This is a genomic window from Nocardioides sp., from assembly GCF_964228225.1.
Classification (GTDB): Bacteria; Actinomycetota; Actinomycetes; order Propionibacteriales; family Nocardioidaceae; genus Nocardioides.
In genome coordinates this window covers 102,592-125,782 of sequence record NZ_CAXQZB010000049.1, presented here as the reverse complement: position 1 = coordinate 125,782, position 23,191 = coordinate 102,592, and the positions used below count along the sequence as shown (strand labels likewise).

Genomic DNA, 23,191 nt, shown 5'->3' with positions numbered 1-23,191 from the left:
GGACCCCCGGAGCCTGATCGGCCCCGGTCCACGAGGGCGCCCGCCCCCGCCCACCGGCGGGGACGGGCGCCCTCTCCACAAGCGCGCGGGTCGCCGCCGCGCAAGAGCCCGGCAAGAAGGATGTCAGCGGTTGAATCCACGAACCGGCGCCCACTACAAGACGGTCGTGCCTGTCCCGATCGGCGACGCCGAGATCCTGACCCAGTACGTCCCCGCCGACGCCGTCGCCCCGGCGCGGCCCGTGGCCGAGGACCAGGACGCCGTGAGCGTGCTGGTGGGTCGCCTGCGCGTCGAGGCGGCCGCGGAGCGGATCCGCTCGACCGGTCGTCCCGCGACCGGTGACCGGGTGCGCCACGCCCCGGCGGGCGTGGTGCGGGCGCGGGGTTTCACCCTCACCCGCACGCCGACCCCCCGCAACCCGCTGCACGTGTCGCTCACCCGCGGCGGGGGCTGGGACGACGCCGCGGCCCAGCTCCTCGACCGCTGCTTCGTCGACGCCGGAGCCTGGGTGGGCACCGATGCGTGACGTGCTCGCCTGGGAGGTCGGTGCCCGGCCGTGGACGCCGGCGACGGACCTGGAGCCCGGGGCCGTGCTCGATCACTGGGACGTGCCGCGCGTGGGCCTGCTGCGCGGCCCCGGCACCACCTACGTCTTCGCCGTGCTCGACGACGCCGCTCCGCGTTCGGTCTGGGCCTACGCCGAGATCACGGTGGCCGAGCTCCGGGCGCTGCTGGCGCTCCACGGCCCCGAGGCGTTCCAGCGCCGGCTGGGCGCCTTCTTCGCGCAGCGGCCGGTGACGGTCGGCACGGCCGTGGACCTGCGGTTGGTCGTCGCCGCGCCGGTGGCCCCCGGGCCCGGCGGCGCCGCGGCGCTGCTGGAGCGCTACCGCGACCGGCTCACCGGCCTGCGCGCGGGCATCGCCGCCGCCCTCGACTGCGGCGGGGCCGGCGCCGGCCCCGCCTCAGAGCAGGTCCAGCGCCGCGCGGGCCGCGCTGTGGCCGCCGAGCCCGGACACCGCGCCCCCGCGACGCGAGCCCGAGCCGCAGATCAGGATGCGCGCGTGCGCGGTCTCCACACCCCAGCGCTGGGCCGGGGTGTCCAGGCGCAGGCGGTTCGGCACCCACGGCCACTCCAGGTCGCCGTGGAAGAGGTGTCCGCCCGGCATCGCGAGGTCGCGCTCGATGTCCTGCGGGATCTTGGCCTCCAGGCAGGGCCTCCCGTCGGCGTCGCGGGCCAGGCAGTCGGCGATCGGTTCCTCCAGGTGCCGGTCGAGGGTGGCCAGCGCGCGCTCCACCGCCCGCGCCCGGGTGGCCTCGGGGTCGGCGGCGAACAGCGACGCCGGGGTGTGCAGGCCGAAGTAGGTGAGGGTGTGGGTGCCCTCCGGGGCGCCGCCGAGGATGGAGGGGTCGGTGAGGGAGTGGCAGTAGACCTCGCCCGGCATGACCGAGGGCACCCGGCCGGCCGCCGCGTCGCGGTAGGCGGCCTCGAGCTGGGAGTAGTCCTCGCCGAGGTGGAGGGTGCCGGCGAAGGCGACGCTCGGGTCGATCCCCGAGCGCAGCCGGGGCAGGCGGGTGAGGAGCAGGTTGATCTTGAGCTGGGCGCCCTCGGGGGCGGGCGGCGGGGTGCGGTCGTCGAGGTCGTCGCGGGTCAGGTCGTGCAGCACGGTCGGGGCGACGTTGGCCAGGGCGAGGGCGGCCTGCACGGTGTAGTCGCCGTCGGCGTCGCGCACCGCCACCTCCACGCCCCCGGGGCCGGTGCGCACGGCGGTGACCTCGGTGCCGGTGACCAGCCGTGCCCCGGCGCGCCGGGCCGCGGCGGCCAGGGCGTCGGTGACCGCGCCCATGCCGCCCTCGGGCACGCGCCACTCCCCGGTGCCGTTGCCGATCAGGTGGTAGAGGAAGCAGCGGTTCTGCACCAGCGAGGGGTCGTGCAGGGAGGCGAAGGTGCCGATCAGGGCGTCGGTGGCGACCACGCCGCGCACGGTGTCGTCGAGGAAGCGCCGCTCGATGGTCTCGCCCAGCGGCTGCTGCACCAGGTCGCGCCACACTGCGTCGTCGACCTGGTCCCGGATGGCGCGCTCGGTGGGCAGCGGCTCCATCAGGGTGGGGGCGACGGCGCGGGCGAGCGTGCCGACGTCGTCGTAGAACCGGCGCCAGGCGCGGAACTCCTGCTCCCCGCCGGTGAGCTCGCGGAAGGAGCGGCGGGTGGCGTCGCGCTCGACCCGCTCCACCAGGAGTCCGCCGGCGCGGCCGTCGCGCACGACCGGGGTGTAGGACGCCGTGCGCCGGGAGTGCAGCCGCAGGTCGAGGTCGAGGTCGTCCATCAGCCGGGTGGGCATGAGCGAGACCAGGTAGGAGTAGCGCGAGAGGCGCACCGGGTGGCCGCTGAACGCGGGCGCGGAGATCGCGGCACCGCCCAGGTGGGGCAGCCGCTCCACGAGCGTGACCCGGACCCCGGCGCGGGCGAGGTAGGCGGCGGCCACGAGGCCGTTGTGGCCCCCGCCGAGGATCACGACGTCGGCGCGTGCGGGCGGCCGGTCCTCGGGGGCGGGCGCGCGGGGGAGATCGGGGTGGGCGGAGCTCACGCGGTCACGGTAGCCGCCCCGACCCCCTGGGGGAATGTAGAAGATTCAACTACTGTTGTCACCGGTGTCCCGCCCGTCCACCCGAGGAGCCTTCGATGCCCGCCCAGACCGTCGCCGATCTGACCGTCCTGTCCCGTCTGCGCGCCCCCGGCCTGGGGGACCAGCCGCGGCCCGTGTGGTCGGTGACCACCGCCCCGCAGGGCTACGAGGGGGAGGGGTTCCCCGTGCGCCGCGCCTTCGCGGGCATCGACCTCGCCCGCCTCGACCCGTTCATCATGATGGACCAGATGGGCGAGGTGGAGTACGCGCCCGGTGAGCCCAAGGGCACGCCGTGGCACCCCCACCGCGGCTTCGAGACCGTCACCTACATCATCGACGGCGTCTTCGACCACCAGGACTCCCACGGCGGCGGTGGCACGATCACCGACGGCGACACCCAGTGGATGACCGCCGGCTCGGGCCTGCTGCACATCGAGGCGCCGCCGGAGTGGCTGGTGCAGCAGGGCGGCCTGTTCCACGGCATCCAGCTGTGGGTGAACCTGCCGCGCACCGCGAAGATGACCGACCCCAAGTACCAGGACATCCGCGGCGGCGAGGTCGCGCTGCTCACCACGCCCGACGCCGGCGTGCTGGTGCGGGTGATCGCCGGCGAGCTCGACGGCCACGCCGGCCCGGGGTCGACCTACACCCCCATGACGCTGGTGCACGCCACGCTCGAGCCCGGCTCGCGCCTGGAGCTGCCCTGGAACGTCGACTACAACGCCCTGGTCTACGTGCTCAACGGCCACGGCAGCGTCGGCGTCGACGCCCAGCCGATCCGCACCGGCCAGACCGCCGTGCTCGGCGCGGGCGACTTCCTCACCATCGCCGCCGACGAGCGTCAGGAGAGCCGGCACAAGGCGCTGGACGTCGTCGTGCTCGGCGGGCAGCCGATCCGTGAGCCGCTGGCGTGGGCCGGTCCGTTCGTGATGAACACCAAGGCCGAGGTCATGGCCGCCTACGAGGACTTCCAGAAGGGCCGCTTCGGGCACATCCCCGGCCACTGACCGTGTCGCAGGCCGAATCTCAGGCCGGGTCTCGGGCCGGGTCCAGCCGCTTGGCGAAGAAGAGCCCGGCGTGCGGGTTGGCGTTGTACCGCGGCGTCTCGGCGTAGCCGGACCTGCGGTACAACGCGATCGCCCCGGTGAGCGCGGGGTGGGTGTCCAGGCGCACCGTCCGGGCCCCCGCCGCGGCCGCCCGGGCCTCCAGCTCGGCCAGCAGCCGGGCCCCGAGGCCGTGGCCGCGCCACGCGGGTGCGACCCACATCCGCTTGACCTCCGCCTCCGGTCCCTCAGTGCCGTCGGGCAGCCACTGCAGCCCGCCGCCGGCGACAGGTTCGGCGCCCTCCATCGCCAGCAGCACGGTGGAGGGCGGAACGACCGGGCCGGGTGCGAAGCCACCGGGCAGGATCGCGTCGAGCTCGGCGACGTAGCGCTCGAAGACGTCGCGGGCGGCCGCGCCGTCGGGCTCGACCTCGGTCCAGGTCAGGCCGGCAGGATCGGTCACCTCGCCAGTGTGACCGATGCGGTGCCGTTGCCGGGCCGCGCTCGGAGACGACGGTCACAGGCCGGGTGTGGGCGCCGTCATGGCCGGTCAGCGCGACACCGCGTCACACTCAGATCATGAAGCGCCACCTCGCTCCCGCCGCGGCCCTGCTCGCCGCCGCGACCGTGCTCGCCGTGCCGGCCGCCACCCACGCTGCCCCGGCCGCCGATGTCACCGCCGCCCCCGTCCTGCCGCTCGCCCAGCAGCCGGACCGTGCGCCGTCCTACGGCCGCGCGAGCGCCCCCGACCAGCGACTGCGCCCGGGCTGCCACGACTACCGCTTCCAGTACCGCATCACCGCGCCCGGCGACGGCTGGATGGCCGAGCTGGTGCTCATCAACCCCGGCGGTCGTCGGATCGCCAACCAGACCTTCGTCTCGGGGGAGCACCCGCGCCGCGCCTCGCGCACCTGGACGGTGTGCGACACCGTCACCCGCCCCGGGCGCCACACCATCGAGCTGCGGGTCACCAACTACGACGGTCGCGAGGAGTCCGAGCAGGTGCGCACCAGCGCCTTCCGGCTCACCCGCCGCTGAGCCCCGCCGGGGGCCACCGGCGGGAAGATCCACGGGCGCGTGATGGTTGAGTGATCAACCACCCGCTCCCGAGACCCGAGGACGCCGTCATGGCCACCGTGAACCTCACCCCGCAGGTCGACATCCGCCGCGCCGCGGACCGATTCGCCAGCCGCTACGACTGGCTCGACTCCCACCACTCCTTCTCCTTCGGTCCGCACCAGGACCGCGCGAACACCCACCACGGCCTGCTGCTGGTCAACAACGACGACGTCGTGAAGGCCGGCACCGGGTTCGACACCCACCCCCACCGGGACATGGAGATCGTCACCTGGGTGCTCGACGGCTCGCTCGTGCACCAGGACTCCACCGGCCACTCCGGGATCATCTACCCCGGGCTGGCGCAGCGGATGAGCGCCGGGCGCGGCATCCTGCACTCGGAGAAGAACGACTCCTGGCGCCTGGCCGGGGAGGCCCACCAGGACCCGGTGCACTTCGTGCAGATGTGGGTCGTGCCGGACGAGAACGGCATCGACCCCGGCTACGAGCAGCTCGAGCTGGAGCACGCCCACCTCGCCAGCGGGCTGGTGCCCGTGGCGTCCGGCATGGCCAAGCACGACGGCGAGGCCGCCATCCGGATCCGCAACCGCTACGCCGCCCTCTACGCCGCCCGGTTGGAGCCGGGGCGCAGCGTCGAGCTGCCCGACGCGCCGTTCCTGCACCTGTTCGTGGCCCGCGGCGAGGTCGTGCTCGAGGGCGCCGGTGAGCTCGCCCAGGGCGACGCCGTGCGCTTCACCGCCACCGGGGGCCAGCGGGTCCGCGCCGCGGACCTGCCCGGTGGGGCCGAGATCCTGGTCTGGGAGATGCACGCCACGCTCGCGGCCTGACCCGCAGACGCGCCGAGGCCCGGGGACCTGTCGGTCTCCGGGCCTCGGCGTGCGTCGTGGGGTGAGTGACGGGACTTGAACCCGCGACCACCTGGACCACAACCAGGTGCTCTACCAGCTGAGCTACACCCACCATGGCGTCCTCGCTCCTCAGGAGCGGCGAGCCGGGACGAGTGTAGACGGATCAGGCCTCGGGGTCCGAATCGGGGCCCAGCCCGGTGAGCGCCCCGCCGTGTCGGGCGGCCAGGGCACGGGCGGTGTCGGTGTCGGGGCCGGGCTGCGGCACGAACACGGCGTCGCGGTAGTAGCGCAGCTCCTCGATGCTCTCCTGGATGTCGGCCAGCGCCCGGTGGTTGCCGCGCTTGGTGGGGGCGGCGAAGTAGGCCCGCGGGTACCAGCGCCGGGCGAGCTCCTTGATCGAGGACACGTCGACGATCCGGTAGTGCAGGAACGCGTCGAGGTCGGTCATGTCGCGGGCCAGGAACGCCCGATCGGTGGAGACGGTGTTGCCGGCCAGCGGCGGGCGCGCGTCGGGGCCGCAGTGCTCGCGCAGATAGGCCATCACGGTGTCCTGCGCCTCGGCGAGGCTCACGCCGTCGGCCAGGGCGTCGAGCAGGCCGGAGGACTCGTGCATCGAGCGCACGAACGGCACCATCTGCTCCAGGGCGGCGTCGGGCGGGCGGATGATCACGTCCACGCCCTCGCCGAGCACGTTGAGGTCGAAGTCGGTGACCAGGGCCGCGACCTCCACCAGCGCGTCCGCGCCGAGGTCGAGGCCGGTCATCTCGCAGTCGATCCACACCAGGCGCTCGTTCACAACCCGCCACCCTAGCCGGGTCCCTCGGGGCGAGGGCGTGCGCGCCCGGCCCCACTACGCTCGGGACGACCCGTCCGTCCCGCATCCCAGGAGGTCCGCCCGATGGCCGCCGCCCCCTCCCGTCGTCCCGCCGCCCCGAGTGCGGCGGACCAGGCCCGAGAGGAGTCGCGACGTCGCTGGCTCTCGATCGCCGGCGTCGTCGGCCTGGTCGCGCTGGTCGTGCTCCTCGCGGTGGCCTACAACCGGGCCACGCGGATCGAGGTCACGCCCGCGGCGTTCGGCAGCACCGACTACGGCCTGGTGGTCGGCAGCCCCGACGCGCCGCACGAGGTGGTGCTCTACGAGGACTTCCTGTGCCCGGTCTGCGGTGAGCTCGAGAAGCAGCTCGACGGCCGGCTCGCCGACCTCGTCGCGCAGGGGCGGGTGCGGGTGGAGTACCGCCCGATCGCGATCCTGGACCGGTTCGGTCCCTACAGCACCGACGCCGCCAACGCCTTCTTCGTGGTGCGCGAGGCGGCCGGCGCCGACGTCGCGCTGCGCTTCCACGACCTGCTCTACGCCGACCAGCCGGCCGAGGAGGCCGACGAGTTCCCGGGCGCGGAGGCGCTCATCGCCACCGCGGTGCAGGCGGGCGCCGTCGAGTCCGAGGTGCGCCCGGGCATCGAGGACGGCAGCTTCGAGGACCTCGTCGACCAGGCCACGAAGGCCGCGATCGAGGAGGGCATCCCCGGCACGCCCACCGTCGTGCTCGACGGCGAGGCCTTCGGCACCGACCGCGGCCCCGAGGAACTCGCCGACACCCTCGTCACCGCGCTGCAGGAGGACTGATGCTGCTCCACCCCGACGACGCCGTCATCACCGACGCGATCCGTGCCCTGCCCAAGGTCGAGCTGCACGTGCACCACGTCGGCTCCGCCTCGCCCCGCATCGTGTCCGAGCTCGCGGAGCGGCACCCCGGCACAGTGCCGAGCGACCCCGAGGCGCTGCGGGCGTTCTACGAGTTCCGCGACTTCGCCCACTTCATCGAGGTCTACCTCGCCACGGTCGCGCTGATCCGCACCGCCGAGGACGTGCGCTACCTCACCTACGAGGTGGCCCGCGAGATGGCCACCGAGCAGCAGGTGCGCTACGCCGAGCTGACCTGCACCCCCTACACCTCGGTGGTCAACGGGATCCCGATCCAGGCCTTCACCGAGGCCATCGAGGACGCCCGCACCGCCGCCGAGCGCGACTTCGGGATCGTGCTGCGCTGGATCTACGACGTGCCGGGCGAGTCGGGGGTGCCCGCCGCCGAGGCCACGCTCGGCTACGCGCTCGACCACGGCCCCTCCTCGCTCATCGGCTTCGGACTCGGCGGGCCCGAGATCGGGGTGCCGCGCCCGCAGTTCCAGCCGTTCTTCGACCGGGCGCGGGCTGCGGGCCTGCACGCCCTGCCGCACGCCGGCGAGACCACCGGGCCGCAGACGGTGTGGGACGCCCTGCGGCTGCTCGGCGCCGAGCGCATCGGCCACGGCTGCTCGGCGGCGCAGGACCCCGAGCTGCTCGCCCACCTCGCGCGCACGGGGATCGCGCTGGAGGTCTGTCCGTCCTCCAACATCGCCACGCGCGCGGTCGACACCCTCGCCGAGCACCCGCTGCCCCGGTTCGTGGAGGCCGGGGTGCGGGTGACGATCGGCTCCGACGACCCGCCGATGTTCGGCACGACCCTCAACCGCGAGTACGCCATCGCGGCCGACCTGCTCGGGCTCGACGACGCGGGCCTGGTCGACCTGGTGCGCACCGGCCTGGCCGTCTCGTTCGCGCCCGCCGACGTACGGGCCCGGGTGGGCGCCGAGCTCGACGCCGTGGCGGGGATCAGGCCGGCGTGAAGGTGCCCTCGAGGTGCCACACGCCGGTGAAGCCGTTGAACGGGCCGTCCACCACGGCGCTGGCCCACTCCAGCACGAACCGGCCGGTCTCCTCGTCGTAGGTGCCTGACACCGGGGCGGTGAGACCCGGGCTGGAGCCGTCGGGCTTGGGGGATCCCTGGTTGAAGTACAGCGAGTTCCAGGACGCGCTCCAGGCGGTGATCTGGCCGCTGAGCTCGCCGTCGGCGGCGAGGATCTCGGGCGCGGGCACCTCGGTGCCGGTCTGCGGGTCGGTCTCCTGGGTCGAGAGGCCGAACTGGATCGCCGCGAAGCCGGCCGGCGCCGTGATGCCGTCGGCCTGCGCGTTGCCCTGGTCGTCGAAGGCGGGGTCGGGCGAGGGCTGGTAGCCCCCGGTGACGAGGCCGCCGTCGGTGCCGGGGGCGATCGGGGTGATCGACGGGTCGCTGCAGGAGCTGTCCGGGTTGGGGAAGTACGGGCCCTCCTCGAGGGTCCCGCCGGAGTTGACCATCCGGAAGTAGCTGCCGCTCGGGGCGCCGTCGCAGGCGCCGGGGTCCAGGGCGAAGGTGCCGACCAGCGCCACCGAGCCGGCCCGCGAGGCGTCGCCCCCGGCCGGGGCGTCCCCGCCGTCGTCGGAGCTGCAGGCGGTGAGTGCGCCGCCGGTCGCCGTGGCGAGCAGCGCCAGCGTCGCCAGACGACGACGCCGCGAGGTGCGGCGCAGCGGGGGCAGGACGGTGGTCGACAGGGTGGTCATCGGACTCCTTCGGTGAGGCCCGGCGCCGGGGCGTCGGCCGGGGACGGGGTGGGGGAGGGCGCGCGGGTGGCGGCCTCCTCGGTGGGGCGGCGGCCCCGCAGACCGGGCCCGGCGATCGCCAGGAGCAGCACGCCCGGGGCGACGAAGAACCAGGGGAACAGCGGGAACGGCGGGAGGCTGGCGACCGCCTGGTAGGAGTCGACGTTGTCGCTCATCGCGCCGATCATCGGCGTCATGTCCCCGAGGATGCCGATCCAGGCGGCGTCGAGGGCGGTGGTGGCCGGCAGCGTCTCGGCGGCGGCGTCCGGGCCGATCCGCTGCGCCACGGCGGGCACGACGTCCAGGCGCAGCGCCCCCTGTCCGGCGGCCATCGTGGCGAAGTAGCCCTGGATCCGGGTGACGTTCTCGGTGGTCTGGATCGTGGCGAAGGCGTCCATCATCCGCCCGCCCGCAGGGGCGCGGTCGAACATCTGGAACGCCACCGGTGCGGCGATCAGACCGGCGCCGAGCAGGGCCAGGCCGCCTCGCACGAGCGCGGTCCGGCGTCGCGGTGCGAGCAGCCCGAGGCCGGCGAGCGCGGTGATCAGCGCGCCGGGGACGAGGAAGAACCAGGGGAACAGGGCGAAGTCGGGGAGCGCCGCGACCGCCTGGTAGTTGCCGAGGTTGGCCTGCACGTCGTCCAGCAGGCCGGTCATGTCCTCGTGGATCTGCGGCCACTGCTCGCTCAGCGGTGCGTACCCGGCGCTCGCCTCGCGGGCCTCGACGACGACGGGGTCGGTGCTGGCGTCGACCTCGCGCACCGCGGCGTCGATGGTGGCGATGTCGTTCTGGAACCCCTCCAGCCGGGGCGCGGTCATGAACGGCTCGAAGTCGGCGATCATCGTCGCCCCCTGCGGCGCGCGGTCGAACATCGCGAAGGCCACCGGGGCCGCGATCAGGCCGAGGCCGATCGCGAGGGCCGCGAGCAGGGCGCCGCGGCGGGCGGGGCGGGTGCGGGAGGCCGGGTCGGGCAAGGGGAACTCCTGGGGTGGCGGGGCGATGTGCCCATTCAGTAGTAAGTCGCTATGGTTTGTCCAATCTCACCGCCGACCGCCCTCCAGATCGGATGACGATGTCCCCGACGCTCCCGACCCCCGCCGTGCCGCGCGATCGCCGCGCCCGGTCCCCGCGACTCCTCGGCGCCCTGCGCGTCGGCAGCGCCACGGCGGCCGCCGCCGCGCTGTCCTCGGCGCTGTTCGCGCTGCTGCCCCCGGTGGGCGCAGACGCCGCCGTCACGCCTCACCAGGCCTTCGCCCCCGCCCGGGCCGCCGCGCCCGCGCAGGAGCTCGTGGGCACCTTCCGGCTCAGCCCCGGCTCGTGCGCCGGGGGCCGGGTGAGCGGCACCTACCTGCGGATGATCCTGCCCGACGGCGGACAGGGCGGCCCGTTCCTGTCGAACAACGACTCGGCCTGCAGCGACAAGACCTACACGCTGCTCGCGCCGGGCACCGACGGCGGTCTCGTGACCGGTGGCCTGCAGCCCGCGCCGTCGCCGGTCTTCGACGGCGCCGGCAACGCCCAGGCGCGCCGCATCACCGCGCCGGTGAAGTTCTACGGCACTGCGTTCGGCATGGTGACCTCCAGCCCGGAGGTGCAGACCCGCGCCCGGGTGGAGGCGCCCACGATCACGCTGAGCGGCACCCGTCTCAGCGGCGACCTGCGCGCGTTCAGCGTCACCTGGAACAACCAGTACTTCCAGCAGGGGTCCCCGAAGCCCGACGGCTCGCGGCCCGGGAACACCACCCCGGTCGGCGGCACCTACGACGCCCGCACTGGCGCGTTCGTCCTCACCTGGTCCAGCCAGGTGGAGGGCGGCCCGTTCGACAAGTTCACCGGTCAGTGGCACCTCGCCGGCACGTTCGTGCCCGCCACCACCACGCCCTCCGACCCGACCTCCTCGGCGCCCGCGGACCCGGCGGACCCGGCCGACCCGGCCGACACCCCCAGCACCCCCGGCGCCCCCGGCACGACGGATCCGGCCCCGACCGCCCCTGCGGTGCCCGGTGACGCGGGTGGCTCGGACGGATCCGGCGCCGCACTCCCGGCGCCGGCCGACCCGGGCGCGGCCGTGCCGGGCAGCGGTGTGGCCGGCACGTCGGCCTCGACGGCCGCACCGGCCGTCACCGACACGGTGATCGACCGCGGCTGGGCGTTGCGCTGGTGGCAGCTGCTGCTGGCGCTGGTGGTCGCGGTCCTGGGGTTCGGTGCGCTGGCGGTGCTCAACCGACGCATCGGCGCGGCCGGAGCGGCGTCGTGAGTGCGGCGGGCGGCACCGGCGGGGCCGGCGGCCTCTCGCTGCGTCGGCTGCGGATCGCCCGCGCGGTGGTGCTGGGCATCGTGGTGGTGGACCTCGCCGCCCTCGGTGTGACGGCCGTCCAGCGGGTCGAGACCACCACCACGACCTCCGCCCCCCTCGTGAACGCGCAGGCCGCGCCCGCCCCGGTGCTCCCCGCGGCGCCGTCGTCGGTGCCGGTCGTGCCCGACGCCGTGGTGCCGCCGGGGCTGGTCACCGACGTCCCGATCGATCCCGGGCCGCCGGCGCCGGTGGGTCCCGCGCCGGAGCCCACCGACGAGCCGACCCCGGATCCCGAGCCCACCGACGAGCCGACACCGGTCGACCCGGTCGACCCGGGCGGTCCGGGGGAGGTGCCGGCCTCGGACGCGGCGGTGTTCAAGGAGTGCCCGGCGCCGCTGCCGGCGCCCGGCCCCGAGGACGACGGGGGACTGCGCTCGCTGGTGCCGCTCGCACCGGCGTTCGGGCCGTTCAGCGGCGAGGCGTTCGCGCCCGCGGCCGCCTACCAGCCGTTCCTGCAGGTGCTGGGGCCGCTGCTCGCGCGCTACCCCTCGTTGCACCGGCAGCTCGCGCCGGCGTTGGACCCGTTGGTCGAGGCGCTGGGGTCGGGGGCCACGTCGTTCCTCGACGCCCTCACGCCGCTCTACGGGCCCTACCGCCAGCGCGTGCTGCAGGCCGAGGCGGATCTCGCCGCGGCCCTGGCGCCGCTGAGCGAGCGGGCCGCCTACAGCGAGATCGGTGGATGCCTGGTCGCGCTGCAGGCGGCCCTGCTGCCCGACGACGTCAGATCGTGACGACGATCTTCCCGCCGGGGCTGCCCTGCTCCGAGAGCCGGTGGGCGTCGGCGATCTGCTCCAGCGGGAAGGTCGCGGCGACGACGACCTCCAGCTTGCCGGCGTCGACGAGCTCGGCGAGGGCGTCGAGGTGGGTGGGCTCGGGGCGCACGAAGATGGCGTGACCGCCGAGGTCGCGAGCGGCGCCGCCGTCGACGATCGAGCCGATCCGGCGGGGGTCCTTCACCTGGGCGGGCGCGTCGCTGAGCGCGTCGCCGCCGACGAGGTCGAGCACGGCGTCCACGGGACCGCCGTGGGCCGCCAGCTGCTCGCTGATCGGGCCGCCGCGGTGGTCCAGCACGACGCTCGCACCGAGCCGGGTGACGAGGTCGTGGTTGGCCGGGGAGGCGGTGCCGATGACCTCGGCACCGAGCGCGGCGGCGATCTGCACCGCGAACAGGCCCACCCCGCCCGAGGCGGCGTGGATCAGCACCCGCTCGCCTGGCTTGACCTCGAGCGCCTCGACCAGGCCCTGGTAGGCGGTGAGGCCGGCCAGCGGCACGGCCGCCGCCTCCTCGAACCCGAGGCCCGCGGGCTTGCGGGCCACCGTGCGCACCGGCGCCGCCACCAGCTCGGCCGCGGTGCCGAGGGCGACGTCGTCGCGACGGACGTAGCCCCACACCTCGTCGCCGACCTTCAGGTCGGTGGGCGCGGACGGGCCGACCGCCTCCACCACGCCGGCGACGTCCCAGCCCGGGACGATCGGCAGGTGGTGGGGGTAGGCGCCCTGGAGGTAGCCCTCGCGGATCTTCCAGTCCACCGGGTTGACGCTGGTGGCTTTGGCCCGCACCAGCACGACGTCGGGTCCCACGGGCGGGTCGGGCTGCTCCCCGACGGTGAGGACCTCGGCTCCTCCGAAGCGGTCGTAGCTGGCTGCGCGCATGATCGTGTCTCCTCGCGTTGGTCGGTCCGGGGCCGATCGGGCCCCACTCTCCGTCCAACCCGCCGACGCCGGAGCGCCTTCCCGCGCAGGAGTGACGTTCTCGACGTCCCCGGCGGGGAATACGCGCCCGGGCGGCCCTCAGGGCAGCACGTTCAGGCGGCACCCGGGGTGGGTGTCGCCTGTCGGTGCTGTGGGGCCGGTGCTCGCGTCAGTCGAGTGGGGTGGTCCCGGTGGGGCCGCGGAGGTAGCGGCTGCCGGACGGGAGGGTCCACAGGTACGACCTGCCGTCCGGGGTGGTGATCGGTTCGTAGGTCCAGTCGTGGTGGGTCTTGAGTCGGTGGTGCGTGCGGCACAGCGCCGCGAGGTTCTCGGTCGACGTGGGCCCGCCGCGGGCGGGGTGGGCGTGGTCGAACGGTTCGATGTGGTCGAGGTCGACGCCCCGGGCGGGGCGCGTGCAGTACGGGGCGACGCAGGTCCCATCGCGCAGGATCACCGCTTCACGGATCATCGGGGTGGCTTCGTAGGCGTCGGTGTGACGCGCTGCCCCGGTATCCAGGACGGGTCGGACGGTCACCTTGGTGCCCGCGACACCGCACCAGGCGCGGATCTGGTCCAGGGTGACGGGGATGCGGGTGTTCTCCAACCGCCCGATCCCGGCACCGGCCTCGAGGGCGGCTTGGGAGAGGTGGACGTAGAGGGTGAGGTCCCTGCGGCCTTTGGGCTCGGCATTCTCTGACGGGAACTCGAGAGCGAGCTGCTTGCGGCCGAGTTCACCGAGGGCCATCGAGCGACGGACGTCGAGGGAGTCTTCGCTGCCGGCGGCCTTCAGGTCGGCGGCGACCTGCCCGAGGGCACGGTCGAGGTCGAGGGCGTCAGCGGCATCGAGGGTCGCGATCATCTCGACGGTGCCGTCGACACCGGTGGTGGCGGTCCCGATGAGGACCCGGCGCCCGTCCGCAGCAGCCCGCGCCTGCTCAGCGGCGAGTTCGGGGTCGTGGGCCGCGATCGCGGCCGCGACGGTGCGGTCGAGCTGGGCGAACGAACACGAGTGCGCGTAGGCGGCGAGACGGCGGTCGACGTACTCGGCCACAGCGGCGTTGCGGCAGTAGGTGCGGTCCGCGATCAGCCGGGCCCGCCACACCGACACCTCCCCGGCCAGCACCCGCACCCACAGTCTGGGGAGGCGGGTGGCGCACTCCTTCGCCGCGGACAGGTACCCCAGACCCGACTGGTAGGTGCGGCCGGTGGCGCACGCGAACTCCGCCACCGCGGACTCGTCGATCCCCGCGACCTCCTCGATCGTCTCGGGCTCCTCATCGGCCCGGGTCCACACCACGATCGGGTGCGCCACCGCGTAGGTCGCGGCACCGATGAAGAACCTGCGCTCGGCCGCTTCGGCGTCCCCGGCCAGCTCCGTCAACCCGCTCAGGGTGCGCGCGTCAGAGACCGTGGACGCGGTGTCGGCCGTGGCGGTGGGCATGCTCCGATTCTACTCGAACACGTGTTCGAACAACAGTGCGAATGCACAGGTCAGCGCAGGTTTTCGACTCGGGTTCCCGCCTCGCGGTCGGCGGTGGTCGCTGTTTCTCCGTCCTCACCAGCGGAATGTGCAGATGGCGCCGTGGACCCGACGGCCGGCGCCTGCACATTCCGCTGGTGACGACGTCCGCCCAGCACCCCGACGTTCGTCGAGGAGGCGCCCCGGCAGACGGCAACGGCCACATGCGCCCTGTCGGGTGCGGACGCCTCGTGACGCTCGCCAGGGCTCGCTCCTCGACGACCGTGCCGTCCCCCACCACGTCCGACCAATCCTCCCACGTTCGTCGAGGAGGCGCCCCGGCGCCGTCACGAGACGCAGCGAGCCGGCAGACGGCGCCGGCCCGAGGGGGTCTGTCGGGTGCGGGCGCCTCGTGACGGTCGCCAGGGCTCGCTCCTCGACGACCGTGCCCCCCCGAGGTTCGTCGAGGAGGCGCCCCGGTAGTCGGCATCGGCCCGAGGTGGTCTGTCGGGTGCGGGCGCCTCGTGACGCTCGCCAGAGCTCGCTCCTCGACGACCGTCGCGTGCCCCACGACCCCGCCCATCGCCCGGGCACAAGGCGCGACAGCGACTCGACCGGTGACGGCGAGCACCCATCGACGTGGGCGGCACGGTCCTCCAGTCGCGATCCTGTTCCTGCAGCGGCCGCGCGGGGGGAGGATGGGTGGGTGTTCGATCCGCAGCACACGACCCTACGGGGTCTGCTGACCCACCGGTGCGGCCCGGAGTGCGGGGCCGGGTTCGCGGCGCCGACCGGCGACCCGGTGCTGGATCGCGTCGTGGAGTGGCGTCGGGAAGCCGATGAGTGGGTGACGCTGGGGCTGCGACCCTCGCGACTGCGCACGGTGGCGCTGGTCCTCGGCCTGTGCGGGGCGGTGGTCGGGGCGGTGGTCTACTCGCTGCTCGGTCGGTCGTCGCCGTTGGTCGGTGCGCTCGGTGGCGCCGTCCTGGGTGGGTTCGTCGTGCCCACGCTCCTGTGGGCGCTGGTCATACCGGTGCGGCTCGTGCTCGGGATCGCGGCGTGGGTGCTGACCCGGCGGCACCGGCGTCGCGCCGGGCCGCTCAGTCCAGGCTGACGCGCAGGGCCTGCGCCGCGGTGCGGGCGCGGTCGCGGGCCTCGGTGGTGGTGGTCCCGCGGGCGAGGGTGACGGCGACGCGGCGCTCGCCGTCCACGCGGGGCTTGCCGAACAGGCGCACCTGCACGCTGGGGTCCACCGCGTAGGCCTCGGCCAGGCCGTCGAAGGCCGGCACCCCGTGGCCCTCGACCTTCACCGGCCACGACGCCGCGGCGCCGGGCCAGCGGGTCGTGGCGACCGGGAGGCCGAGCACCGCGCGGGCGTGGAGGGCGAACTCGCTGACGTCCTGGCTGACCAAGGTGACCAGCCCGGTGTCGTGCGGGCGCGGGGAGACCTCGGAGAACACGACGCCGTCGGCGGTGACGAACAGCTCCACCCCGAACAGGCCGTAGCCGCCGAGGGCGTCGGTCACGCGGCGGGCGGTGTCCTGGGCCGAGGCCAGCTGCGCCTGGCTCATCGTCGCCTCGCCGGGCGCCTCCTGCCACGACTCGGCGTAGTCGCCGTCGACCTGCCGGTGGTAGATCGGGTCGAGGAACAGGGTGCCGCCGGCGTGGCGCACCGTGAGCAGCGTGATCTCGGTGTCGAAGGCGACGAACCCCTCCACGATGCAGCGCGTGCTCTGGCTTCCCCGGCCCCCGGTCTGGGCGAACTCCCAGGCCGCCTCGACGTCGTCGGCGCCGCGCACCAGCGACTGGCCCTTGCCGCTGCTCGACATGACCGGCTTCAGCACGACCGGCCAGCCGAGGTCGTCGGCGGCGGCGCGGAACTCCTCCAGGGTGTCGACGAAGGCGTAGGGCGAGGTCGGCAGGCCCAGCTCCTCGGCGGCGAGGCGTCGGATGCCCTCGCGGTTCATCGTCAGCACCGTGGCGCGTGCGGTGGGGGCGACCCGCAGCGGCCACTCCTGGGCGGCCTCCAGCTCGGCCAGGACCCCGGTGGCGATGGCCTCGATCTCGGGGATCACGACGTCGGGGCGCTCGCGGCGCAGCAGTTCGCGCAGCGCGTCGGCGTCCTGCATGTCGACGACGTGGCGGCGGTGCGCGACCTGCATGGCGGGGGCGTCGGCGTAGCGGTCGACCGCGACCGTCTCGACGCCGAGGCGCTGGAGCTCGATCACGACCTCCTTGCCGAGTTCGCCCGATCCGAGCAGGAGGGCGGTCGTGGCGGAGGAGGAGAGCGGGGTGCCGATCACGAGTCGGATTGTGGCAGGTGGGCGACCCGCCGCGGTCCGCCCCGTCGGAGGGGACGGAGTTCGCCGTCTCCCGGCGCGGCGGGGCCCTGCGGCCCTACAGTCGAGGCGCCCCTCGCCGGAAGGTCCGCCCGTGCCCCTGTCGTTCCGCTCCGCCCCGCGGCCCGTGCGGGGTGCGCTCGCGCTCACCGTCCTGGCCGCCGTCATCGGTCTGCCGCTCTCCGCGGGCGGCGCCGCCCGCGCCGACGACGGCCCGGCCCACGTCACCGGTGCGCGGGGCGACCTGGGTGCCCGCGGGTGCACCGACCCGATCTTCGACGGCCTGGTCCGCGCCCGGCTCGCGGCCGCCGAGGCCCCGGACGCGTTCGCCGAGGCGGCGGCGGTCAACGACACCGACCCGCAGGCGCTGGCCCGTGCGGCGAGCGACGGCGCACTGCACCTCGACGTCTGCGGTCGCGCGCTCTACGTCGAGCCCGCGCGCCCGGCCGCCCCCACCGTCACCGAGGTCCCGGCCCGGGCGGACGCCACGCCGGCGCCGTCGGAGGCGTTCGCCCTGCAGTCCAAGCCGGGTTCCTCGCGCACCCTGTTCCTGGACTTCGACGGCGCCACCACCACCGGCACCGACTGGAACTCGATCACCACCGGCAGCTCCTTCACCTCGCCGCCCTTCGACCTCGACGGCGACCGCACGACGTTCTCGGTCGCCGAGCGCACCGAGATCGTGCGCACGTGGCAGGCGGTGGCCGAGGACTACGCCCCCTTCGACGTCAACGTCACCACCCGCGACCCCGGGCTCGCCGCGATCAACCGCACCGCGATCAGCGACACCGTCTACGGCGGCATCATCGTGATCACGCGCTCCAACCGCGTCTACACCGCCGACTGCCTCAGCGGATGCGGCGGCATCGCCTACACCGACGTCTTCAACGACGCCGAGCGCCACATGGCCTACCAGCCGGGCTTCGTGTTCACCGCGGGGGTGGGCACCGACGGCAAGACGATCGCCGACGCCGTCGCCCACGAGGCCGGCCACCAGTTCGGCCTGGACCACGACGGCACGCAGAGCTCGGACTACTACGACGGCGCCCGCGGCTGGGGCCCGATCATGGGCGCCCCGTACACCGAGATGCTCACGCAGTGGAGCAACGGGCAGTACTCCGGCGCCAACCGCCGCGAGAACGACACCGCGATCATCGCCACCGGCGCGCCCACCCGCCCCGACGACGGCGTCGCCACGCTGGCGGGTGCCCGCACGCTCGCCGAGGGGACGCCGGCCGCGGGTCTGATCGAACGCGCCGCCGACACCGACGGCTTCCGGTTCACCGCCGCGGGCGCCACCACGGTCACCGCCACCGGCGCGCCGTTCGGCAACCTCGACATCCGGCTCACGATCCTCGACGGCGCCGGCGCGAGCGTCGCCACGGTCGACCCGCCCTTCACCCGCCTCAGCGACACCCGCGTGAGCGGGCTCGACGCCCAGGCGTCCTTCACCGCCCCGTCGGGCGGGGCGACCTACCTCGCGGTGGTCGAGGGCGTCGGCAACAGCGCCTCCACCGACGACTACGGCTCCCTCGGCGCCTACACCCTCACCCTCGACACCGGGACGGCGAGCGGAGGTGGCGGCGGGTCGACGCCGGTCGCGACCCCCGACCGCACGGTGTCGGCCACCGTGGGCCGCGCGGTGTCGGTGCAGCTCCAGGCCAGCGGCGGCACCGGCAGCTACGGCTGGTCGGCCCCCGACGGCCTCCCGGGCGGCCTGAGCCTGTCGACCGGCGGCCTGCTCACGGGGACCCCGACCGCCGCAGGCACGTCCAGCCACCGCGTGGTCGTCACCAGCGGCGACGGCTCGGACAGCGCGCTCCTCACGGTCGCGGTCGCGGCCGCTCCCACCACGACCTACGGCTTCGAGACGGCCACGACGCTGCCCGCCGGCGACCGCGGCATCCGCTACCGCACCGTCGTGCGCGTGGTGGGCGGCGCTCCCGGCTACGAGTGGGAGTTCGCCGCCGGGCGGCTGCACCGCGGGCTGCAGGTCGTGGTCCGCGAGGGCGCTGCGAAGGCCGTCGTGCAGGGCACCCCGCAGGCATCTGGCACCCTCCGGTTCGCCCTGCGGGTCACCGACGCCGCCGGCCGCACGACCCGGCGCACCTTCAGCCTCACGATCCGGCGCTGACCAGCAGCCCCTCGCAGGCGCTGATGAGCGCCTCCCTGATCGGGGCGGCCCGCTCGGCGAACCCGCGCTGGGCGGCGACGTAGGCCTGCTTGCCCTCGGGCGTCTCGATCGGCACCGGGGTCCACTCCTCACCGTGGGGGTCGAGCCGCAGGCCGGTCATGTCGTACGGCGCGGCGCGCATGTCGAGGATGCGGATGTCCCACGCCAGCTCGAACGCGTCGACCACGAGCGAGGACGGCAGCAGCGGGGAGAGCCGGAAGGCGTGCTTGTAGAGGTCCATGCCGGCGTGCAGGCAGCCGGGCTGCTCGAACTGCGCGCGGTCGTCGCGGCCGGGGGAGAGGGTGTTGAGCGGGCGGGCGGAGGGGGTGAAGAACCGGAAGGCGTCGAAGTGGCTGCAGCCGATCCGGTGGCCCTCCACGACGGCGTCGGTGCCGGCGGCGCCGAGTCGCAGCGGCCGCGGGTGGCGGGTCTCGTCGGCGCGGTGCACCATCGCCCACTCGTGCAGCCCGAAGCAGCCCAGGTGGGCCGGACGTGCGTGGGTGGCCGTCAGGAGGGCGTGCAGGCGGCGCACGAGCGGCAGCTGCTCGGCCAGGTGGGCCGGGGTCACCGCACCCTCGGCGTAGCCGCGGACGTCGTCGTACTCCGGGGCGTCTCGCAGCCGCACGCCGTAACCGGGGTGGAAGCGCAGCAGCTGCGCGGGGCGGAAGGAGTAGTAGGTGAACAGGAAGTCGTGCACCGGGTGGGCCTCGCGGGCCTCGCGCCGCGCCAGGTGCGGATCGAGGTAGGGCGCGAGCCGGAGCGCCTGCGCCGAGGCGGCGGCGATCCACTCCTCCCGGGCCAGCTCCTGCACGCGGTCCAGGGTAGGCCGCGCCGGTCGATAGGCTCACGGGGTGCGTATCGCGAGGTTCACCACGGGCGAGGAGCCCCAGTTCGGCGTCGTCACCGGCGAGCTCGACCAGCACGGGCAGCTGGAGGAGGACGCCGTGATCGTGGCGCTCGCCGGCGACCCGATGTACGTCGGGCTCAAGCTGCTCGAGCAGGAGCACCGGCTCGCCGACGTGCGGCTGCTCGCGCCGGTGCTGCCGCGCAGCAAGGTGGTGGGCATCGGGCGCAACTACGCCGCCCACGCCGCCGAGCTCGGCCACGACCTGCCCGAGGAGCCGCTGATGTTCCTCAAGCCCAACACCAGCGTCGTCGGCCCCGGCGACCCGGTGTTCTACCCGCCGCAGACCTCCGAACTGCACTACGAGGGCGAGCTGGCGATCGTGATCGGCCGGATCTGCCGCGACGTGCCGGTCGAGCAGGCCACCGACGTCATCTACGGCTACACCGTCGCCAACGACGTCACCGCCCGCGACCTGCAGCGCAAGGACGGGCAGTTCACCCGCGCCAAGGGCTTCGACTCCTTCTGCCCCCTCGGCCCGTGGATCGAGACCGACCTGGACCCGCAGACCTTCACCGACGGCGTCGCGCTGCAGACCTACGTCAACGGCGACGTCGTGCAGGACGGCACCACCGCCGACATGATCTTCGACGTGCCCACGCTCGTGGCGCACGTGTCCTCGGTGATGACGCTGCTGCCCGGCGACGTCATCCTCACCGGCACCCCCGAGGGTGTCGGACCCCTGCAGGTCGGCGACGAGGTCGAGGTCTCGATCGCTGGTATCGGCTCTCTCACGAACAGGATCACCACCCGATGACCGCCACCGCCGCCCCCGTGCGCGTCCGCATGGCCCCCAGCCCGACCGGGTCGCCGCACGTCGGCCTGATCCGCACGGCGCTGTACAACTGGGCCTTCGCCCGTCACCACGGCGGCACCTTCGTGCTGCGCATCGAGGACACCGACAAGGAGCGCTCCACCGAGGAGTCCTACCGGGCGATCCTGGAGCTGTTCGCCTGGCTGGGCCTGGAGTGGGACGAGGGCGTGGAGGTCGGCGGCCCCCACGGCCCCTACCGCCAGTCCGAGCGCACCGAGCTGTACCGCGACGTGCTGGCCAGGCTGGCGGCGTCGTCCCACACCTACGACTGCTTCTGCACCAACGAGGAGGTCGACGCGCGTCGCAAGGCGGCCGGCTCCAAGGTGCTGGGCTACGACGGCTTCTGCCGCGAGCTGGATGCGGAGCAGCGCGCCGCGTTCGAGGCCGAGGGCCGTCGTCCGGTGGTGCGTTTCCGGATGCCCGAGGGCTCGATCACCTGGACCGACCTCGTGCGCGGCGACATCACCTTCGAGACCGAGTTCGTGCCCGACTACGCGCTCTGCCGCGCCAACGGCGACCCGCTCTACACCCTCACCGCACCGGTCGACGACGCCACGATGGCGATCACGCACGTGCTGCGCGGCGAGGACCTGCTGTCCTCCACCCCGCGCCAGATCGCGCTGTTCGACGCCCTGCGCGAGATCGGCGTCGCGCAGAGCACCCCCGCCTACGGCCACCTGCCCTACGTCATGGGCCAGGGCAACAAGAAGCTCTCCAAGCGCGACCCCGAGGCCCACGCGCTGGCCTACCGCGACCAGGGCTACCTGCCTGAGGGGCTGCTGAACTACCTGGCGCTGCTGGGCTGGTCGATCGCGGCGGACCGCGACGTGTTCAGCACCGAGGAGATGGTCGGCGCCTTCGACATCGCCGACGTCAACCCCAACCCGGCGCGCTTCGACCTCAAGAAGTGCGACGCCATCAACGCCGCCCACATGCGCCTGCTCGACACCGCGGAGATCGCCCGCCGCTCGCTGCCGTTCCTGCAGCAGGCCGGCGTCGTGTCCACCCCGCCCACCGACGCCGAGCAGGCGGTGCTCGACGCCGCGATGCCGCTGGTGGCCGAGCGGGTGAACAAGCTGGCCGAGGTCGCGGGCATGGTCGACTTCCTGCTGGTGGAGGAGGCCGCCTTCACGCGCGACGCCGCCGACGTCGAGAAGCTGCTCGACGACGCCGGCCGCGAGGTCGTGCGGGCCGCCCACGACGCCGTGGCCGCGCTGGAGGTGTGGGACACCGCGAGCATCACCGAGGCGCTCACCACCGCGCTGGTGGAGGAGCGGGGCCTCAAGCCACGCGTCGCGTTCGGTCCGGTGCGGGTCGCGATCACCGGTCGCCGGGTGTCGCCGCCGCTGTTCGAGTCGATGGAGATCCTGGGGCGCGAGCGCAGCCTGGGCCGGCTCGCCGGCGCGCTGGCCTGAGGCGGTCCGCTCCGATGACGACCCACCTCCCGACGGTCGAGTCCGAGGGCCTGGCGTTCCACGAGCTGCACCGGCGCGGCCGCCACGGCGTTCTCGTCGGGCTCGGCGGGGTGCTGGCCCTGCTCGGGACGGTGTTCCTCGTCGTGCCCAACCTCGTCGCGGTGGTCACCCTGGTCGGGCTCGCGATCGGGGGCAGCGAGGATCCCGCGGCCCGGCTGCGCGAGATCACCGACCTCGACGCCGTCACCCCGGGGGTGCTCACCTACCTCCTCGTCGTGCTCGGCCTGGCCGTGCCGGTGTCCCTCGGCGCCCAGCGGGTCGTCACCGGCCTGCGACCCGGGTGGCTCTCCTCGGTGGCCGGACGGTTGCGCTGGGGCTGGCTGCTGTGGTGCTTCCTGCCCGCGGCGGCGGGGCTGGTCGTCGCGCTCGTGCTCGGGTCGCTGCTGCCGGTCTCCGGCACCGGCGGGGACGTGGAGCTCAACGACTGGAGCTCCACGGTGCGCGACTTCCTGCTCGTCACGGTGCTGCTCACCCCGCTGCAGGCGGCGGGGGAGGAGTACGTCTTCCGCGGCTTCCTCACCCAGGTGGCCGGTGCGGTGGTGCCCCCCGGCCGGGCGGCGCTGGTCGCGGCGGTGCTCGTGCCCGCGACGCTGTTCGCCCTCTTCCACGGCGCCCAGTCGGTCCCGGTCTTCGTCGACCGGTTCTCCTTCGGCGTCGCGGCGGGTGTGCTCACGATCCTCACCGGCGGCCTGGAGGCGGCCATCGCCGCCCACGTGCTCAACAACTGGGTGGCCTTCGGTCTGGCGGCCGTCGCCGGCGACATGACCGAGACGCTGCAGCCCTCCGGTGGCGGCTGGGCCGACGTCGTGGTCTCGCTGGCCCGGATGCTGGTGTTCGTGGGTCTCACGCTCGCCCTGGCCCGGCATCGCGGCATCCGGACGCGCACCACGGGGGGCGTTTTGGCGGCCGGTGAACGGCGCGTGTAAAGTCTGG

The 23,191-nt window shown here is 74.3% G+C and carries 22 protein-coding genes and 1 tRNA gene; 13 read left to right on the top strand and 10 right to left on the bottom strand.

Going from position 1 to position 23,191, the window contains the following annotated elements:
* Positions 1-166: 166 nt before the first annotated feature.
* Positions 167-526 (top strand): hypothetical protein, encoded by a 360-nt coding sequence (locus ACERUJ_RS12255; protein ID WP_370248825.1) that lies wholly within the window; start codon positions 167-169, stop codon positions 524-526.
* A 436-nt stretch (positions 527-962) separates the two neighbouring features.
* Here the strand turns inward: ACERUJ_RS12255 and ACERUJ_RS12250 are convergent, their stop codons facing one another.
* Positions 963-2,585, bottom strand: a complete 1,623-nt coding sequence (locus ACERUJ_RS12250; protein ID WP_370248824.1) for a phytoene desaturase family protein — start codon at positions 2,583-2,585, stop codon at positions 963-965.
* A 95-nt stretch (positions 2,586-2,680) separates the two neighbouring features.
* Between ACERUJ_RS12250 and ACERUJ_RS12245 the strand changes: the two genes are divergently transcribed.
* The gene (locus ACERUJ_RS12245; protein WP_370248822.1) at positions 2,681-3,631 is read left to right on the top strand and encodes a pirin family protein; all 951 of its coding nucleotides are present in this window, start codon (positions 2,681-2,683) and stop codon (positions 3,629-3,631) included.
* 19 nt (positions 3,632-3,650) lie between these two features.
* Here the strand turns inward: ACERUJ_RS12245 and ACERUJ_RS12240 are convergent, their stop codons facing one another.
* On the bottom strand, positions 3,651-4,130 hold the full coding sequence (locus ACERUJ_RS12240) for a GNAT family N-acetyltransferase (protein ID WP_370248821.1): 480 nt from the start codon (positions 4,128-4,130) through the stop codon (positions 3,651-3,653).
* Between the two features lie 116 nt (positions 4,131-4,246).
* Between ACERUJ_RS12240 and ACERUJ_RS12235 the strand changes: the two genes are divergently transcribed.
* Entirely contained in the window at positions 4,247-4,705 is a 459-nt protein-coding gene (locus ACERUJ_RS12235; RefSeq protein ID WP_370248820.1) for a hypothetical protein, read from the top strand.
* An 89-nt stretch (positions 4,706-4,794) separates the two neighbouring features.
* A complete protein-coding gene (locus ACERUJ_RS12230; protein WP_370248818.1) occupies positions 4,795-5,571 on the top strand; it encodes a pirin family protein in 777 nt (258 codons plus the stop codon).
* 57 nt (positions 5,572-5,628) lie between these two features.
* Here ACERUJ_RS12230 and ACERUJ_RS12225 read toward each other — a convergent pair.
* A tRNA-His gene (locus ACERUJ_RS12225) sits at positions 5,629-5,704 on the bottom strand.
* Positions 5,705-5,755: 51 nt separating this feature from the next.
* Positions 5,756-6,388: an oligoribonuclease gene (gene orn / locus ACERUJ_RS12220; RefSeq protein ID WP_370248817.1), complete on the bottom strand. Its 633-nt coding sequence runs from the start codon at positions 6,386-6,388 to the stop codon at positions 5,756-5,758.
* Between the two features lie 102 nt (positions 6,389-6,490).
* Here orn and ACERUJ_RS12215 point away from each other — a divergent pair, with 102 nt between their 5' ends.
* Entirely contained in the window at positions 6,491-7,216 is a 726-nt protein-coding gene (locus ACERUJ_RS12215; protein WP_370248815.1) for a DsbA family protein, read from the top strand.
* On the top strand, positions 7,216-8,256 hold the full coding sequence (locus tag ACERUJ_RS12210; protein ID WP_370248813.1) for an adenosine deaminase: 1,041 nt from the start codon (positions 7,216-7,218) through the stop codon (positions 8,254-8,256). Before ACERUJ_RS12215 ends, ACERUJ_RS12210 begins: the two co-directional genes overlap by 1 nt.
* On the opposite strand, the gene ACERUJ_RS12205 is transcribed toward ACERUJ_RS12210, so the two are convergent.
* Both ACERUJ_RS12205 and ACERUJ_RS12200 read right to left on the bottom strand, forming a co-directional pair.
* Entirely contained in the window at positions 8,243-9,007 is a 765-nt protein-coding gene (locus ACERUJ_RS12205) for a hypothetical protein (protein WP_370248811.1), read from the bottom strand. The two genes, ACERUJ_RS12210 and ACERUJ_RS12205, sit on opposite strands and share 14 nt — an antisense overlap.
* Positions 9,004-10,020, bottom strand: a complete 1,017-nt coding sequence (locus ACERUJ_RS12200) for a hypothetical protein (RefSeq protein WP_370248810.1) — start codon at positions 10,018-10,020, stop codon at positions 9,004-9,006. Before ACERUJ_RS12200 ends, ACERUJ_RS12205 begins: the two co-directional genes overlap by 4 nt.
* A gap of 98 nt (positions 10,021-10,118) precedes the next feature.
* Between ACERUJ_RS12200 and ACERUJ_RS12195 the strand changes: the two genes are divergently transcribed.
* Both ACERUJ_RS12195 and ACERUJ_RS12190 read left to right on the top strand, forming a co-directional pair.
* Positions 10,119-11,303, top strand: coding sequence for a hypothetical protein (locus ACERUJ_RS12195; RefSeq protein WP_370248808.1), 1,185 nt, complete (start codon positions 10,119-10,121; stop codon positions 11,301-11,303).
* Positions 11,300-12,133 carry a hypothetical protein gene (locus tag ACERUJ_RS12190; protein ID WP_370248807.1) on the top strand — a complete coding sequence of 278 codons (834 nt, stop codon included), beginning with the start codon at positions 11,300-11,302 and terminating at the stop codon, positions 12,131-12,133. The genes ACERUJ_RS12195 and ACERUJ_RS12190 overlap by 4 nt, the downstream gene beginning before the upstream one ends.
* Here ACERUJ_RS12190 and ACERUJ_RS12185 read toward each other — a convergent pair.
* Both ACERUJ_RS12185 and ACERUJ_RS12180 read right to left on the bottom strand, forming a co-directional pair.
* Positions 12,123-13,055, bottom strand: coding sequence for an NADP-dependent oxidoreductase (locus ACERUJ_RS12185; RefSeq protein WP_370248806.1), 933 nt, complete (start codon positions 13,053-13,055; stop codon positions 12,123-12,125). The genes ACERUJ_RS12190 and ACERUJ_RS12185 overlap by 11 nt on opposite strands.
* Before the next feature lie 208 nt (positions 13,056-13,263).
* Positions 13,264-14,535 (bottom strand): HNH endonuclease signature motif containing protein, encoded by a 1,272-nt coding sequence (locus ACERUJ_RS12180; protein ID WP_370248805.1) that lies wholly within the window; start codon positions 14,533-14,535, stop codon positions 13,264-13,266.
* 724 nt (positions 14,536-15,259) lie between these two features.
* Between ACERUJ_RS12180 and ACERUJ_RS12175 the strand changes: the two genes are divergently transcribed.
* Positions 15,260-15,667, top strand: a complete 408-nt coding sequence (locus tag ACERUJ_RS12175) for a hypothetical protein (protein ID WP_370248804.1) — start codon at positions 15,260-15,262, stop codon at positions 15,665-15,667.
* On the opposite strand, the gene purT is transcribed toward ACERUJ_RS12175, so the two are convergent.
* Complete coding sequence (gene purT / locus ACERUJ_RS12170; protein WP_370248803.1) at positions 15,654-16,856, bottom strand: formate-dependent phosphoribosylglycinamide formyltransferase; 1,203 nt, start codon at positions 16,854-16,856, stop codon at positions 15,654-15,656. The genes ACERUJ_RS12175 and purT overlap by 14 nt on opposite strands.
* A 130-nt stretch (positions 16,857-16,986) precedes the next feature.
* On the opposite strand from purT, the gene ACERUJ_RS12165 reads away from it, so the two are divergent.
* Entirely contained in the window at positions 16,987-19,026 is a 2,040-nt protein-coding gene (locus ACERUJ_RS12165; RefSeq protein WP_370248802.1) for a putative Ig domain-containing protein, read from the top strand.
* Here ACERUJ_RS12165 and ACERUJ_RS12160 read toward each other — a convergent pair.
* On the bottom strand, positions 19,010-19,876 hold the full coding sequence (locus ACERUJ_RS12160) for a 3-methyladenine DNA glycosylase (protein ID WP_370248801.1): 867 nt from the start codon (positions 19,874-19,876) through the stop codon (positions 19,010-19,012). The two genes, ACERUJ_RS12165 and ACERUJ_RS12160, sit on opposite strands and share 17 nt — an antisense overlap.
* Before the next feature lie 40 nt (positions 19,877-19,916).
* Here ACERUJ_RS12160 and ACERUJ_RS12155 point away from each other — a divergent pair, with 40 nt between their 5' ends.
* The 3 genes from ACERUJ_RS12155 to ACERUJ_RS12145 are packed head-to-tail and all read left to right on the top strand — an operon-like array spanning position 19,917 to position 23,184.
* Positions 19,917-20,726 carry a fumarylacetoacetate hydrolase family protein gene (locus tag ACERUJ_RS12155; protein ID WP_370248799.1) on the top strand — a complete coding sequence of 270 codons (810 nt, stop codon included), beginning with the start codon at positions 19,917-19,919 and terminating at the stop codon, positions 20,724-20,726.
* Positions 20,723-22,198 carry a glutamate--tRNA ligase gene (gene gltX / locus ACERUJ_RS12150; RefSeq protein ID WP_370248797.1) on the top strand — a complete coding sequence of 492 codons (1,476 nt, stop codon included), beginning with the start codon at positions 20,723-20,725 and terminating at the stop codon, positions 22,196-22,198. The genes ACERUJ_RS12155 and gltX overlap by 4 nt, the downstream gene beginning before the upstream one ends.
* A gap of 14 nt (positions 22,199-22,212) precedes the next feature.
* Positions 22,213-23,184: a lysostaphin resistance A-like protein gene (locus ACERUJ_RS12145; protein WP_370248795.1), complete on the top strand. Its 972-nt coding sequence runs from the start codon at positions 22,213-22,215 to the stop codon at positions 23,182-23,184.
* Positions 23,185-23,191: the final 7 nt, after the last annotated feature.